15 protein-coding genes are annotated in these 15,507 nt (G+C 58.8%); 9 read left to right on the top strand and 6 right to left on the bottom strand.

Annotated features, from left to right (window positions below):
• The first annotated feature begins 73 nt into the window (after positions 1 to 73).
• The 9 genes from AC1MEA_RS22340 to AC1MEA_RS22380 all read left to right on the top strand — a co-directional run bounded on the left by AC1MEA_RS22340 (position 74) and on the right by AC1MEA_RS22380 (position 8,510).
• On the top strand, positions 74 to 997 hold the full coding sequence (locus AC1MEA_RS22340) for a LysR substrate-binding domain-containing protein (RefSeq protein WP_219061887.1): 924 nt from the start codon (positions 74 to 76) through the stop codon (positions 995 to 997).
• Positions 998 to 1,121: 124 nt separating this feature from the next.
• Positions 1,122 to 2,174, top strand: coding sequence for a cyclase family protein (locus tag AC1MEA_RS22345; protein WP_219061888.1), 1,053 nt, complete (start codon positions 1,122 to 1,124; stop codon positions 2,172 to 2,174).
• A gap of 21 nt (positions 2,175 to 2,195) precedes the next feature.
• Positions 2,196 to 2,897 carry an SDR family oxidoreductase gene (locus AC1MEA_RS22350; protein ID WP_480417447.1) on the top strand — a complete coding sequence of 234 codons (702 nt, stop codon included), beginning with the start codon at positions 2,196 to 2,198 and terminating at the stop codon, positions 2,895 to 2,897.
• Between the two features lie 204 nt (positions 2,898 to 3,101).
• Positions 3,102 to 3,806, top strand: a complete 705-nt coding sequence (locus tag AC1MEA_RS22355; protein WP_480417448.1) for a 3-oxoacid CoA-transferase subunit A — start codon at positions 3,102 to 3,104, stop codon at positions 3,804 to 3,806.
• Positions 3,803 to 4,510, top strand: coding sequence for a 3-oxoacid CoA-transferase subunit B (locus AC1MEA_RS22360; protein ID WP_480417449.1), 708 nt, complete (start codon positions 3,803 to 3,805; stop codon positions 4,508 to 4,510). Before AC1MEA_RS22355 ends, AC1MEA_RS22360 begins: the two co-directional genes overlap by 4 nt.
• Positions 4,507 to 5,385 (top strand): acyl-CoA thioesterase, encoded by an 879-nt coding sequence (locus tag AC1MEA_RS22365; protein WP_480417450.1) that lies wholly within the window; start codon positions 4,507 to 4,509, stop codon positions 5,383 to 5,385. The genes AC1MEA_RS22360 and AC1MEA_RS22365 overlap by 4 nt, the downstream gene beginning before the upstream one ends.
• Before the next feature lie 134 nt (positions 5,386 to 5,519).
• Positions 5,520 to 6,824 carry an MFS transporter gene (locus AC1MEA_RS22370; RefSeq protein ID WP_480417451.1) on the top strand — a complete coding sequence of 435 codons (1,305 nt, stop codon included), beginning with the start codon at positions 5,520 to 5,522 and terminating at the stop codon, positions 6,822 to 6,824.
• 14 nt (positions 6,825 to 6,838) lie between these two features.
• The gene (catC, locus tag AC1MEA_RS22375; RefSeq protein WP_219061893.1) at positions 6,839 to 7,117 is read left to right on the top strand and encodes a muconolactone Delta-isomerase; all 279 of its coding nucleotides are present in this window, start codon (positions 6,839 to 6,841) and stop codon (positions 7,115 to 7,117) included.
• 100 nt (positions 7,118 to 7,217) lie between these two features.
• Positions 7,218 to 8,510, top strand: a complete 1,293-nt coding sequence (locus AC1MEA_RS22380) for an acetyl-CoA hydrolase/transferase family protein (RefSeq protein WP_480417452.1) — start codon at positions 7,218 to 7,220, stop codon at positions 8,508 to 8,510.
• 430 nt (positions 8,511 to 8,940) lie between these two features.
• Here AC1MEA_RS22380 and AC1MEA_RS22385 read toward each other — a convergent pair whose 3' ends face one another.
• The 6 genes from AC1MEA_RS22385 to AC1MEA_RS22410 are packed head-to-tail and all read right to left on the bottom strand — an operon-like array spanning position 8,941 to position 15,506.
• On the bottom strand, positions 8,941 to 9,786 hold the full coding sequence (locus AC1MEA_RS22385; protein WP_449633442.1) for an alpha/beta fold hydrolase: 846 nt from the start codon (positions 9,784 to 9,786) through the stop codon (positions 8,941 to 8,943).
• Between the two features lie 28 nt (positions 9,787 to 9,814).
• The gene (dmpG, locus tag AC1MEA_RS22390) at positions 9,815 to 10,843 is read right to left on the bottom strand and encodes a 4-hydroxy-2-oxovalerate aldolase (RefSeq protein ID WP_480417453.1); all 1,029 of its coding nucleotides are present in this window, start codon (positions 10,841 to 10,843) and stop codon (positions 9,815 to 9,817) included.
• 11 nt (positions 10,844 to 10,854) lie between these two features.
• On the bottom strand, positions 10,855 to 11,790 hold the full coding sequence (locus AC1MEA_RS22395; RefSeq protein ID WP_480417454.1) for an acetaldehyde dehydrogenase (acetylating): 936 nt from the start codon (positions 11,788 to 11,790) through the stop codon (positions 10,855 to 10,857).
• Positions 11,791 to 11,806: 16 nt separating this feature from the next.
• Entirely contained in the window at positions 11,807 to 12,595 is a 789-nt protein-coding gene (gene dmpE, locus AC1MEA_RS22400; protein ID WP_257604320.1) for a 2-oxopent-4-enoate hydratase, read from the bottom strand.
• A gap of 35 nt (positions 12,596 to 12,630) precedes the next feature.
• Positions 12,631 to 13,086, bottom strand: a complete 456-nt coding sequence (locus AC1MEA_RS22405) for a GlcG/HbpS family heme-binding protein (protein ID WP_449633446.1) — start codon at positions 13,084 to 13,086, stop codon at positions 12,631 to 12,633.
• The gene (locus tag AC1MEA_RS22410; RefSeq protein WP_480417455.1) at positions 13,083 to 15,506 is read right to left on the bottom strand and encodes an efflux RND transporter permease subunit; all 2,424 of its coding nucleotides are present in this window, start codon (positions 15,504 to 15,506) and stop codon (positions 13,083 to 13,085) included. The genes AC1MEA_RS22405 and AC1MEA_RS22410 overlap by 4 nt, the downstream gene beginning before the upstream one ends.
• Position 15,507: the final 1 nt, after the last annotated feature.

A 15,507-nucleotide genomic window follows, 5' to 3' on the forward strand; every position in this document is an offset into this window, starting at 1 on the left:
GCCGTTCGCGCATGGACAGGGGGTGGCGACTGCCATTACCTTGGGTCATCTCTGACCAAGAAGTAAAACAATAATGGCGACCCATTTTGATATCACCGATTTCCGCCTGTTCATCAACATTGCGGAAACCAGCAGCCTGACTCGAGGCGCCGAGCGTTCGTTTCTCTCGGTGCCCGCGACCAGCAATCGCATCAAAAACCTTGAAGACAACCTGGGCATGCGCCTGCTGGAACGCTCACCTCAGGGCGTGACCCTGACCAATGCCGGCAAGACCTATTTGCAACATGCGCGAGTGATCCTCGCGCAGTTGGCATTGCTCACAGGCGATCTCCAGGAATATGCCATTGGCCTTAAGGGCCAGTTGCGATTGCTGGCCAATACCACAGCCATCACCGAATACTTGCCACCGGTCGTGGGCGAGTACTTGAAGACCCACCCGGACGTGCACATCGACATGCGCGAGCGCCTCAGCGACGACATTGTGCGCAGTATTCGCGATGGCGGTGCCGACCTCGGGATCGTGTCTGGCAGTGTCGTCACCGACGGGCTGCAAAGCGTGCCGCTGGTGTCCAGCCGCCTGATGGTTATTGCCCCGCTCGGACATCCGATATTGGCCAACAACGAGGTGTTTTTCAAAGAAGCCCTGCAATACGCCTTCGTCTCGTTACTCGAAGGCAGCGCGATCCATGTATTCCTCAGTCGGGCCGCCGCCGCGCTGCACACGCCGTTGACGATTCGCGTACAGGTGGCGAGCTCCGATGCGATTTTCCGGATGGTCGAAGCCGGTGCCGGAATCGCCATCGTACCCCAGGCCGGTTTTACCCGGCTCAAAGGCCAGCAAAACATTGGCTCGTGCGCCCTGCTCGATCCTTGGGCGGTCCGCACCTTCCAGCTGTGCGCACAGGATTTTGACGGGCTTTCGTCGTTCGCCCGAGACTTCGCCAACAGCTTGATCGACTGGTGCCACGCCTCGGACAGCGCAGCCCCGGCGGCGTGAACGGCGCTTGATGCCGCGCGATAGAACACAGAATTGCTCGCGCTACGCGAGCCTGAGAGACGGAGGCTCAAAGCCTTTGGACGGCTGACGGCAGCCTACGATTCATAATAAAAAGGAAGGCCGCATGACCCATCAACGCTGGAAACATCGTCCCGAAGGCTCGAACTGGGGGGATTTTGGCCCCGACGATCAGAAGGGCCGACTCAACCTGCTCACCGCCGACAAGGTTCTGCAGGGCATCGCCGAGGTCCGCGAAGGTCTGGCTTTCTGTTTGAGCCTGCCGCTGGACTACCCGGGCGGCAACGCCATGAACGTCAATCGCCGGCCTCCGATTCTGCGTCCCCTGCTGCGTAAAGGCGGGGTCAACATGAATTATCAGTACGACCGTATCCAGGCTGGCCGACCCGACGTGCTGAGCGACGATCTGGCCATTCTGCATTTGCAATACTCCACCCAGTGGGACGCCCTCTCTCACGTTGGCGCCCTGTTCGACGCCAACGGCGACGGCGTGGCTGAGCCGCTTTATTACAATGGCTACGCGGCGGGCATTGATATCGTCGGCCCCAGCGATATCGCCGATTGTGGCTTTGAAGGCGAAATCGCCCCGCACAGCACCTCATGCGCCCATGCCCTGGGCATCGAACGCATGGCCGAAACCTGCGTGCAAGGCCGTGGTGTGATGATCGACCTGCACCATCATTACGGCGATGCTCGTACCCATATTGGCTATGACGAATTGATGTACGTGCTCGATGCTGATCAGGTAAAGGTCGAACCTGGCGATATTGTCTGCCTGCACACCGGTTACGCCGACGCGGTGCTCGGGATGAACAAACAACCGGACACCCAGGTCCTGGACTCGCTCGGAGCGGTGCTCGACGGTAATGACCAGCGTCTGCTGCAATGGATCACTGACAGCGGATTGGTCGCTATCGCTGCCGACAATTACTCGGTGGAAATCTTTCCTAACGGGCAGGGTGATGGCTGTTGCTCTGTCATGCCGCTGCATCACCACTGCCTGTTCAAGCTGGGGGTTCACCTTGGCGAACTGTGGCACCTCACGCCTCTGGCCAACTGGTTACGCGCCCACCAGCGCAATCGTTTTCTGCTGACCGCCCCACCCTTGCGCCTGCCGGGCGCCGTGGGTGCACCGTTGAATCCTGTCGCAACAGTCTAGAGCCACTTAAGGAGCACACTTATGTCCAGAGAACGAGTACTGATTACCGGGGGCGCCTCAGGTATTGGCGCAGCGATTGTTGAGCGTTGCATTAAAGACGGCTTCGAACCGGTGATTATCGACCGCATCGGAGAAGGCCTTATTGCTGACCTTAGTAATGTGAAAGCTACCGCCCACGCGCTAGAAGAAGCGCTTGCTGGCGGCCCTATCACCCGGCTGGTCAACAACGTCGGCATGGTCTGCCCCAACAGCGCGCAAGAGCAAAGCCTTGAGGAGCTGGAGCAGGTATGGGCGCTCAACCTGCGCTGCTCGCTGCAGTGCATGCAGGCCCTATTGCCCGGCATGAAACAGGCTGGCTTCGGGCGCATCCTCAACATGTCTTCTCGCGCAGCCTTAGGCAAAGAGCTACGCAGCGCCTATGCCGCGACCAAGGCCGGATTATTGGGTATGACCCGGGTCTGGTCGCTGGAGCTGGGCCGCTTTGGTATCACGGCCAACGCTATTGGCCCTGGCCCCATCCGCACTGAATTGTTCGAGCGCGCCAATCCACCCGACAGCCCTCGCACGCAGGCCATCATCGATTCGATTCCAGTCAAGCGCTTAGGCATGCCGGACGATATCGCCCAGGCTGCCGCGTTTTTTCTAGACACCCGAAGTGGCTTTGTGACCGGTCAAGTGCTGTACGTCTGCGGCGGAATGACGGTCGGCGTTGCAGGCGTTTAAAGCCCTCGTCGAACGGCTGTTAATCACTGGTTAATCAAGCCTTCCGAAGACCGAAATTGTGACTGCTGGCCGCCTTGGGCAAGCTGATCAAACCAGGAAATCGAAGCGTCCAGGCCACGCACCCGACGCCTCGACTGCCTGGATCCCGCCTTTATCCCGACGTTGGACGATAACGGTGGAAGATCTCAAAACAAGGACTTATCCATGATCGACAAGCTTTCCAACAGCGTACAGGCGGCTCTGGCTGATATTCCCGATGGGGCCACCATCGCCGTGGGCGGTTTCGGCGGTGCGGGTATGCCCGACGACTTGATTGAGGCGCTGATCAACCAGGGCGCTCGCAACCTTACGCTCGTCAGCAATAACGCGGGCCAGGGAGATACCGGCCTTGCTGCATTGCTCAAGGCTGGGCGGGTTCGCAGGATTCTCTGTTCCTATCCACGCATGACCGGTTCCCACGTTTTCGAAACCCTGTATCGCGCTGGAAAAATCGAACTGGAAATAGTACCCCAAGGCAACCTGGCCGAGCGCTTACGCGCCGCTGGCTGCGGTATCGGCGCGTTTTATACGCCCACCGGCTTTGGCACGTTGCTGGCTGAAGGCAAGGAAACCCGCACTATAAAGGGCCGTGATTATGTTCTTGAGTATCCGATCCACGTGGATTACGCCTTGATCAAGGCCGAGGCAGGTGATCGTTGGGGCAACCTGGTGTATCGCAAGACAGCACGTAACTTCGGCCCGGTCATGGCCATGGCGGCAAAAAACACAATTGCCTCCATCGAGCGCTTCTGTGAACTGGGCGAATTGGACCCCGAGACCATCGTAACGCCGGGGATCTTCGTTAAGCACCTGGTGCTGCGCCGCGACCCGACCGATGAACCAGCGACACTTCTAAATCAAGCGGGATGATTGGTATGGACAAGAATGTACGCATTGCCATGGCGCAGCGAGTCGCCCGAGACATCACCGAAGGCTCTTACGTCAACCTTGGAATTGGCTTGCCGACCTTGGTAGCAAACTATCTACCGTTGGATAAAGACTTCTTCCTGCACAGTGAAAATGGCGTGCTGGGACGCTGGCAGGCTGCCGCGCCAGGCGAAGAAGACTGGGACATGATCAACGCGGGTAAAGAACCCATCGAGCTCGCCCCTGGCGGTGCTTTTTTCCACCATGCCGACTCCTTCGGGATGATGCGCGGTGGGCATCTGGATGTCTGCGTATTGGGCGCATTCCAAGTGTCGGCCACAGGCGATCTGGCCAACTGGCACACCGGCGCACCGGATGCGATTCCGGCAGTGGGTGGCGCAATGGACCTGGCCATCGGCGCCAAGCGGGTCTTCGTCATGATGGAACACCTGGGCAAAGACGGTCGCAGCAAGTTACTGCCAGCATGCACCTATCCATTGACCGGGCTGGGTTGCGTGAGCCGTGTTTACACCGACCTGGCAACGATGGATATCACCGCCAACGGCGTAAAAGTGCTCGAGTTGATCGGTGACATCACGCCACAGGCATTACAGGACATGACACAAGTGCCGCTGGACTTCAGCGCGGTGCTCCTGCCCGTGAAAAAGTCATCGACCCACAGCGCACTAGCGGCCCTAAGCAAATGAACAGCGAGCGCCGCTGGGACCAGCGTGATCTCACCGAATTGCTGACCCTGGAACCGGCGGGCCAGCACAACTGGCGCAGCTATGCCTATGACACCAATGCCAACGGTCGGGTCTATGGTGGCCAGTTGCTGGGGCAGGCGTTGTGGGCTGCGGCGCAGACGGCGAACGGACGCAGCCCCAGCATGCTGCAAATGACGTTTTTGCAAGGCGCGCGCCCACAAGACACTATCGAATTCAGCGTTGAGGCGCTCCAGGACGGGCGGCGCCTTTCCTCCCGCCACGTCTATGGTGTCCAGGGTACCGGCCTGGTGCTCAGCGCCAACGCCAGCTTTCAAGTGGCACAGTCCGAACCCGGTGACCCGCACCGACTGCCGCAACAAATGCCTGCACCGGAAGATCTGCCGACCCTCGCTGAATTAGCAGCGCGTTACCCGCTGGACAGCGAGGCCGTGCAACTGCGTTTCAGCGCCCGGCCGGTACTCGATATCCGGCCGATTCACCCACACGATCATTTTGAACGCCCCGCCGACCGACGAGACATCGCTTATTGGGTGCGCTTGAACCAGCCTCTTGCGGCCGAAGGCTGCCTGCACCACGCGGCGCTGGCGTACCTGTCTGACTGTTGGCTGAACGCCAGCCTGGCACCCGGGCAAGGGATGCTTGACCTCTGGCAAAACCATTACGTCAGCAATCTCAACCACACGCTGTGGTTTCACAGCCTGGAGATCGACGTCAATGAGTGGTTGTTGTTCGTCAACGATGCGGTGCGCAGTCTGTCCGGTCGAGGGCTGACCATGACTCACATCTACCAGCGAGACGGCCGTCTGGTCGCCAGCATGGCCCAGGATTTATTGATTTCACCGCGCGATGCCTGAGCTTTAGTCTGGTTGGAAGGCTGGGTTTTGCAAAGGCAAATGGGCACCACGCGTTAACTGCTGCACTCTGGATCACGGCCTCATAAGCCCAAGGTCCCTCCAATAAAAAGTCCAATAACAAGAAGGACGGCGATATGTTCGAATGGTACAAAACCGGCTCATCACAAGAACGCAAAACGTTCTGGGCATGCTTTTCAGGCTGGGCGCTGGATACCTACGACGCCCAGATGTTCAGCTTTCTGTTGCCGACCCTCATGGCGGTCTGGCAGATATCCAAGGGCGAGGCCGGGATCCTCGGCACCGCCGCACTGCTCTCTGCCGCACTGGGCGGTTGGGCCGCGGGTATCCTCAGCGACCGCTACGGCCGGGTGCGCATTCTGATTTTCACCATTTGCTGGTTCACCGTCTTCGGGGTACTGGCAGGCTTTACTCAATCCTTCGAACAAATGCTGGTCGTGCGTACCTTGCAAGGCCTGGGCTTCGGTGGTGAGTGGGCAGTGGGTGCTGCACTGATGGCCGAAGTCATTCGTCCCGAACATCGCGGCAAGGCTTTAGGCTTCGTACAGAGCGGGTTCTCGGTGGGCTGGGCACTGTCTGCGGTGGTGATGACCGCTCTACTCGCTTACTTGCCGCCGGAGATGGCGTGGCGTGTCGCATTTTGGGTGGGGATCATTCCAGCCACGTTCGTGCTGTTTATTCGCCGCAACGTCAAGGACGCCGAAATCTTCAAGGAAGCCAAGGCCGCGAGTAATGAGAAGGCCTCGATCCTCTCCGCTTTCCGCCCTTCCGTGATCCGACTGACCCTGTTAGGCGCGCTGTTAGTGACGGGGCTGCAGGCCGCCGCCTACACCATCATGGCGTGGCTGCCAACGCTGATGGTGCAGGTCCGAGGGCTGAAGCCAGGTCCAGTCGTCATCACGATGCTGATCATGTGCGCAGGTGCGTTCGCCGGTTTCGTACTCACCGCGTACCTCTCCGATCGCTTCGGTCGTCGGCCTGCGCTGCTGGTCTTCTGCCTGGGCGCATGGATATTCACCGTGGTTTATATGCTCGTGCCGATGAGCCCCACCGTATTGATGCTGATGAGCTTTCCTGTCGGCGCCTTCGCCACGGGCATCTTCGCCGTCGTCGGTCCCTTCCTCAGCGAGCTGTTCCCTACCCACATACGCACCACTTGCATGGGCTTCTCCTACAACCTGGGTAAATCCCTGGGTGCGTTGTCCATCGCAGGCGTCGGGGTTCTGTCTGAGCGTTTTGGCCTGGCTGAAGCGATAGGCGGCTTTTGCCTGGTCGCCTACGCCTTGGCAATTATCGCCGTGTTGCTGCTGCCAGAGACCCGCGGTGTGCGTCTGGAAGATATCGACGCCAATCTGGGTCACAACCTAGACGATCACGATGCCAGGGTTGCCGACCCTACCTTGATCAACAACAAAATCTAATTGGAGTAGAACCCATGCTTTATCACGTAAAAATGGACGTAAACATTCCTCGCGATATCCCTGCCGACACAGTGGAGGCGATCAAAATTGCCGAGAAGAAACGCGCCACCGAGCTTCAAGAAGCAGGGAAATGGCCGCATCTGTGGCGAATAGTCGGGCAATATTCGAACATCAGCATCCTCGACGTGGCCAGCAACGACGAACTGCATGAGCTGCTGTCCAGCCTGCCACTGTTCCCGTACATGACCCTCCAGGTCACGCCCTTGGCCAAGCACCCCTCCTCAATCGTCTGAAGACCACGGCGGCCTTCGCGCCGCCGCTTCTCCCTACCTTTTATTGGCGCTTTGGCTACCCAACCAGTAGCTGCGGCTGACTGTTGCCGAGAATTCCCAGATGCCACAGCTCTTGCACCTCGAATCGCTGGACCTGGCCGCACTGATTCAACCTGGTGACACGGTGATGTGGGGCCAAGCCAACGCCGAGCCCCTGCCATTGACGCAGGCATTAATGGCCCAGCGGAAAAAAATTGGCAGGTTCCGGGTGATGTTAGGGATCTCCAACAGCCCGACCTGTATGCCCGAGCACACCGATCACGTGGATTTCATCGCTTATTGCGGCGCGGGAGCCAACCGCGAGCTGGCTAACGCCGGTTTGCTGGAGGTGATGCCCAGCCACTATTCCGACCTACCGGACCTGATCAGCAGCGGCGCTTTGCGTATCGATGTGTTGATGCTGCAACTGGCGCCCGCCAATGCCGAGGGCCGCTACAGCCTGAGCCTGGCCAACGAGTATTTACTGCCAGCACTCGACAGCGCTCGCCTGGTGATTGCAGAAATCAATGCTCGGGCCCCCTGGACTTACGGCGACCGGACCTTGAGCGACGATGACTTGGACGCCATCCTGTTCACCGATCGGGCGCCCATGGAAAATCCGGCCAGCCCTGTCCGGGAAGTCGATCAGCGCATCGCCAGGCATATCGCCGGACTGATCGAGGATGGCGCCACCCTGCAAATGGGCATCGGTGCCATACCCGACGCCGTCTTGAGTGCATTAGGCGAACATCGCCATTTGGGCGTGCATTCAGGCAGCCTTGGCGATGGTGTGGCACGCCTGATGCTAAGCGGTGTTATCACCAACCAGCGCAAGACGATCGACCGAGGCATCAGCGTAGGTGGCATTCTCATGGGAAGCAGCCTGCTTCATGACTATGCTCACCACAACCCGGCCATTCAATTACGCTCGACACGCTATACCCACGATGCGCACATCCTTGAGAGCATCGACAAACTGGTAGCGATCAACTCAGCCGTCGAAGTCGACCTGACCGGTCAGATTAATTCGGAGTTGGCCGCAGGCAGCTACGTCGGCGCCATCGGCGGAGCGGTCGACTTTATCCGTGGCGCACGGCGCTCTAAAGGCGGATTGCCCATTATCGCGCTGCCGTCTACCGCGGGCAGCCATAGCAGAATCGTGGCGAGGTTAAACGGACCGGTAACCATCGCACGTAGTGACGCGGTCATTGTCGTCACCGAGTACGGCGTAGCCGATCTGCGCGGCATGACTCTCAATCAGCGAATCACAAAATTGCTGGACATCGCCCATCCTGAACACAGGGCTGCACTTCAGGCGCAACTTGATGATTTCACTGGCGTGGCTCCAAGGGATCAGTCTTCAGCGAAAACGTGACGGCTCAACGCCACTAAACACTTGGATATTTGTCGCAAGCCTTGAGCCGTTCTTTCTATTGCGGCCATCCTTTAAACGTAACAGGCAAGCTGCAGGGGACGTTAAGGCCTTGGCATATATATGCCTGCCCTGCGAGCTTTTGCTTAGGTTCGAGACTTCCCAGCCAGAATGGCAACGCCAACAATGCCAACACAAGTAACGTCAGAATTATTTTTTTTATGTTCATCCCTTACCTCGAGTCCCTTGCTTGCGAGCGTAAAGTGCTGCGCAAAGCCCTGCGTTGCCAGTGCGCAGCACTATTAGGTCGTAATGGTGCATATCCGTTCCTGGTCTATCTGCTTGTGCTGCAGGAAGGTACGTCATCCTTGCTCGATGCCCCTCTGCACAGAAGCGCACAGGGAGGCTTGAGCGGCACTGTTCAGGCGCGTGCTTAGTGCTTGAGGAAGTCGATGACGAGACGGTTGAACGCAGGGGCATGTTCCCACTGTGCCCAGTGCCCGCATTTACTGAAGACGTGCAGACGCGAGTCGGGAATTCCGTTGAGCAGCTTCAGACTCCAGTCGATAGGTACAAAACGGTCGTCGCGGCCCCAGGTGATCAGGGTTTTGGCCTTGATATCGGGCAAGTTGTCGGTGAAGTCACCCATCTGGAACTTGCTCAGATCGATACTCTTCAGGAAGTTTTCCAGGTGATTCGGTTTATCCAGAATGCTCTTGAGGCGCAGGCCAATCAGTTCTTCGGTGAGAGCGCTCGAATCGTAGACAAAAACATTGAGCATTTTTTTCAGGTTGTGCAGGGTCGGTTCCCGGTAAACATCGAACAGCAGCTTGATGCCCTCCATCGGCAGCGGCGTGAAAATACTGGTACGGCCCACGCCGCCCGCTCCCATGAGGATCATTTTGTCCAGGCGCTCCGGTGAGGCCACGGCAAAACCCAGTGCGGTGCCGCCGCCCATGGAGTTGCCAACCAGGTGTGCCTTATCGATATCCAACCCATCCATCAGCGCTTTTACCGCACGGGCATTGATCACAAAACGTGGCTCGGCAGTGACCAAGGGGTCGGATTTACCAAACCCAGGGCAGTCCATGAGAATGACCCGGTAACCGGCGTCGACGAAATCGTCCACGTTGCGATGGAAGTTGGCCCAGCCCGTTGCCCCGGCGCCAGAGCCGTGGATCATGATGACGGTTTCGCCCTCGCCGGCTTCGTTGTAGTGGATGTTCCACTCGGGGGTTTGTACGAACTTGCTGGTGGAGGCTTCAGTAAATGTGCTCATTCTTATTTTCCTATTATTGATGCAGGATTCAGAGGGAAACGCTGTTACGTAGATCGAGAGCGACGTCGACGATCATGTCTTCCTGGCCACCGACCATCCGGCGTTTACCCAACTCGACGAGGATGTCCAGGGTCTTGAGGCCGTACTTGGCGGCAGCGACTTCGGCGTGGCGCAGGAAGCTCGAATAGACCCCGGCGTAACCCAGCGCCAAGGTCTCGCGATCAACCCGCACCGGACGGTCCTGCAACGGACGCACGATGTCATCGGCGGCGTCCATCAGCGTGTAGAGGTCGGTGCCGTGATTCCAGCCCAGGCGTTCGGCCGCCGCAATGAACACTTCCAGCGGCGCATTGCCCGCGCCGGCGCCCATGCCGGCGAGGCTGGCGTCGATCCGGTCGCAACCTTCCTCAACGGCAGTGATCGAGTTGGCCACCCCCAGGCTGAGGTTGTGGTGGGCGTGCATACCGGTTTCGGTTTCTGGCTTGAGCACAGCCTTGAACGCACGGAAACGGTCGCGGATGTCCTGCATGTTCATCGCCCCACCGGAGTCGGCCATGTACACGCAGGTCGCGCCATAGCTTTCCATCAGCTTGGCCTGCGCGGCCAACTGCTCGGCGGGGATCATGTGGCTCATCATCAGGAAACCGACGGTGTCCATGCCCAGTTCGCGGGCGTATTCGATGTGCTGTTTCGAGACGTCCGCTTCGGTGCAATGGGTGGCGATCCGCACCACACGAGCACCGGCGTTGTAGGCCGCTTTCAGGTCGTGCACGGTGCCGATACCGGGCAGCAACAACGTGGTGATCTTGGCGTGGCTGATCACGTCGGCCGCCGCTTCGATCCACTCCAGATCGGTGTGCGCCGCGAAGCCGTAGTTGAAGCTCGAACCCTGCAGACCGTCACCGTGGGCGACTTCGATCGCGTCGACCTTGGCTTTGTCCAGTGCACGGGCAATGTCCTGCACGTTCTGGATCGAGTATTGGTGGCGGATGGCATGGCTGCCGTCGCGCAGGGTGACATCGGAGATGTACAGTTTTTTACCGGGATTAAAACTCATGGCGCTTCTCCTTAGGCGTTCAGCATCGACAGCGCCATGCGCTCGGCGGTGGCCAAGGCAGCGGAGGTCATGATGTCGAGGTTGCCGGCGTAGGCTGGCAGGTAATGGGCGGCGCCTTCGACCTCGAGGAAGATCGAGGTCTTGAGGCCCGAGAACGTGCCCAGGCCCGGAATCTTCAGCGGTGCGTCTTCAGGAATGACGTCGAACTGCACCTTTTGCTTGAGTCGATATCCCGGTACATAGGCTTCTACCGCGGCGGCCATCTCTTCGATGGACGCTTCGATCTCAGCCTGGTCGGCGGCTTCGGACAGCACGAACACCGTGTCGCGCATCATCAATGGCGGCTCGGCCGGGTTCATCACGATGATCGCTTTGCCCTTGGCTGCGCCGCCGATGACTTCGATGGCCTTGGAGGTGGTTTCGGTGAACTCGTCAATGTTGGCGCGCGTGCCGGGACCGGCAGATTTACTGGCAATCGAGGCAACGATTTCGGCGTAATGCACCTTGGCGATACGCGAGACCGCCGCGACCATCGGGATGGTCGCCTGGCCACCACAGGTGACCATGTTCACGTTGAGCTGATCGAGGTTCTGTTCCAGGTTGACCACCGGCACGCAGTACGGACCGATGGCTGCTGGGGTCAGGTCAATCAGGCGGATGCCGGGTTTGATCGAGCGCAGAAGCGCGTCGTTCTTCACGTGGGCACCGGCCGAGGTGGCATCGAACACGAAGTCGATGTCCTTGAATACGTCCATGCGGGTCAGGCCTGCAACGCCTTCATGGGTGATGGCCACGCCCATGCGCTGCGCGCGGGCCAGGCCATCGGAAGTGGGGTCGATGCCGACCATGACCGCCATTTCCAGGTGCTTGGCGTTGCGCAGAATCTTGATCATCAGGTCAGTGCCGATGTTGCCGGAACCAACGATGGCGACTTTGAGTTTATTCATTGTGTTTGCCTCAGGCTTAAACGAAACGCACAGAACAGCCGCCGATTCCGGCGATGCTGACCCGCAAGTTGTCTCCGGCAACGACCGGCACCATGGCCGACAGCGCACCGGATAAAATCACCTCACCTGCCTTGAGGCTCATGCCCAGCTCACCGAGGGTGTTGGCCAGCCAGGCCACGGCAATGGCTGGCGAGCCCATGGTCGCAGCGCCAGCGCCAGTCCCAACCACCTGGCCGTTCTTCTCCAACACCATCCCCGTGGTGTACAGGTCCAGCTGGCGTGGATCGACCAGCCGGTCTCCGAGCACGAACACACCACAGGAGGCGTTGTCGGCAACCGTGTCCTGGATTTTGATTTGCCAGTTGCGAACCCGTGAGTCGACGATTTCAAAGCAGGCCATCACCCCCTCGGTTGCCCGCAGAACATCGGCCACCGTGACGCCGGGCCCAGCCAGATCGTGCTTGAGGACGAAAGCAATTTCGCCTTCGGCCTTGGGCTGAATCAATGTAGACATGTCCACCGCATCGCCCTGATTGACCACCATACGGTCGGTCAACTGGCCGAAATCAGGCTGACCGACACCGAGCATGTCCATCACTGCCTTGCTGGTGACACCGATTTTTTTGCCGATGATCCGCTCGCCCTGTTCCAGTCTCCGGGCCATCAGGCGTTGCTGAATGGCGTAAGCATGAGCCAGGGTCAAATGCGGGTAGCGCTCGGTCAAAGGGGCAATCGCCTCAACCGATTTCAGTGCATGAAACAGCTCGTCACCCAGTGCATCAATATTGATGAAGGTATCGGTCACAGTCAGGTCCTCCTGCGAGTTAAAAGGAATAGGCGTCATGGGGCTTCAGCCGATCGAATGGCGTCGTATCCGGCAGTGGCGCAGCCGGCGTCTTGTTCTTCACTGGCGCCGGATACTCCAATTGCCCCCAGCAACCTGGAGCCGAGCATTAGCGGAAACGCTCCACCCATAGGCACCATCCTGGGTCGGGAGATCAGGCATTGACGTACGTGCTCGTCGGCGTGCCTCATCAGGTTGGCCAAGGCACACGTGGGCATCGAGAAGGACACGGCGGTCCAGGCCTTGTCCTGTGCGATATCGATCGAATGCAGCGATGCGCCTGGAATGCGTGAGAACCCCAGTAAATGCCCGCCGGCATCAACCACCGCGACACTGACCTGGAGCCCTTTTTCCTGGGCATACAACAGCGCTGCGGCAATGGCCCGGTCGACCATTGGCAGGCTCAGCGGGTCAGCCAGGCAGAAATCATCGACAGTGAACGACGAGTTCATACAAGCACCTCGCTGGCTTCAACTACGGTGCTCGCTGACTTCGGTTTGAGAAGGAAGCACGCCAGCGCCGGAATCAGCACCAGTGCCACGAGCATGTTGCAGAGGAACATGAAGGTCAGCAGGATGCCCATGTCCGCCTGGAACTTGATGGGCGAGAAAATCCAGGTGACCACGCCCAGGGACAAGGTGATGCCGGTGAACACCACCACGCGACCGGTGAACATCAGCGCTTGATAATAGGCCTGGGACAGACTCGCCCCGCACTTGAGCCAGAACAGCGTTACGCTGAGGATATAAAGCGCATAGTCGACGCCAATGCCGACCCCCAGCGCCACCACCGGCAGCGTGGCAACCTTAAGTCCCATGTCGAGTTTGACCATCAACGCTTCGGCCAGCACCGAGGTAAGAACCAGCGGCACGATGGCGCAGACCACCGCACGCCAGGAGCGGAAGGCAATAAAACACAACAGCGTTACAGCCAGGTAGACCCCCAACAACATCCGCCCATTGGCTTGTTTGACCACGATATTGGTGGCGCTCTCGATCCCGGCATTGCCTGCTGCCAGCAGGAAACTGGCCGCGTTGTCGTTGTGCCGGGCGGCAAACCGCTCAGTCACTTCCACCACCGAGACCAAGGTGTCCGCTTTGTGATCTTTGAGGTAGACATACACCGACAGCAGATCGCAGGTCGCATTGAACAGCTCGCGCGGCGAGCGAACGGCAGCGGAGTTGATCGTCGACTGATTGGGCAACAGCTCATCCCACTTCAGATTGCCCTCATTCATACCGACGTTGACCTTACGCGCCAGCCCGGCAATGGAGTTGGTGCCTTCGACACCCGGCAGTTGCCGCAAGCGCCATTCCAACTCCTCGACCTTGCGCAGGGTGCCGTAGTCGACGCACTGCCCGGCAGGTGTTTCGACCATGACCACGAACACGTCACTGCTGGCCTGGTAATGATTGATGATGAAACCGTTATCCTGGTTGTAACGCGAGTCGGCCCGCAGCTCCGGCGCACCTGGATCAAGGTCGCCGACCTTGAGTTGCTCGCTGGTTTTAAAGGCAAACAGTCCCACAACGACGGCCACAAAAAGCGCCAGAATTGCGGTACGTGGCTGGGTGAATCGAACGAGCAGACGCATCATCAATGGCGTGCGCCCGCCCACCTGCTCCATGTCACTTTCGTTCTTCAGGCTACGCTGCGCCGCTTTGGTCGACACCCCGGTGAAAGACAGCGTGATCGGCAACAGAGCCAGGTTGGTAAAGACCAGAATGCCGACACCCACACTGGCGATGATCGCGAGTTCCTGAATGACCGGCACGTCGACGATGGTCAGCACGGCAAAACCGACGACGTCCGCCAGCAACGCAGTCATGCCCGCGGCAAACAGTCGACGGAAGGTGTAGCGGGCAGCAATCAAACGATGAGTACCACGCCCGATGTCCTGCATGATGCCGTTCATTTTCTGCGCGCCATGACTGACGCCGATGGCATAGACCAGAAACGGTATCAGGATCGAATACGGGTTCAGCTCATAGCCCAACAACGGCAACATACCGAGTAACCACACCACTCCGACCAGGGTGCACGCCTGCACCATCAGCGTGCTGCGCCAGCAACGCGTGAAGTAGTAGAGAATGCTCGACGTAATCAACACCGCGACGGCAAAGAAACCCAGCACTGCATACAAGCCAGAGATCAGGTCGCCCATGACCTTTGCGAAACCAATGATATGGATGTCAACGCCCTTGGCCGCATAACGACTGCGAATGTCCTCCAGCGCATCGGAGAGCTTCTTGTAATCGAGTGCCTGACCGGTTTTCGGATTGATATCCAGCAAGGGCATCTGAACGATGGTCGAGCGCAGATCACGAGCGACCAACTGACCGATTTCGCCAGAGCGTTCGACATTGGCACGTAAAACCTCAAGGCTCTTTTTACTGCCATCAAAGCTGTCCTGAACCACCGGACCGCCATCGAAGCCCTCCTCGGTAACGCCCTGCCAACGGGTCAGGGGCGTCCACAACGAGCGCATGAACGCTCGGTCAACACCGGGCACCAGGTACAGGTCGTCATTGATCTGGCGCAGGGTGTCCATGTATTCGGCGCTATAAATAGTGCCTTCGCCCTGCACCGCGACCGCTACGCGCAGGGTGTTAGCCGAGCCCTTGAGATCATCCGCGTGTTTCAAGTAGTTGAGAATGAACTTATGGTTCGCAGGGATGGTTTTGAGGAAGCTGGCGTTTAGCCGCACCTGAGTCGCCGACAGGCTGAAAAAGGCCGTTAACAGCAAACAGAACACCACGACCGTCAACCGGTGATTGAACAGCAGACGCTCAAGGCGATTGCCCGAGGACGTGTTGAAGTCCTCAAGCCTGGCGATGGTCGGAAAGCCATCTGAAGAAGTGCCGATACCCATT

Source organism: Pseudomonas sp. ASL8 (assembly GCF_056680355.1).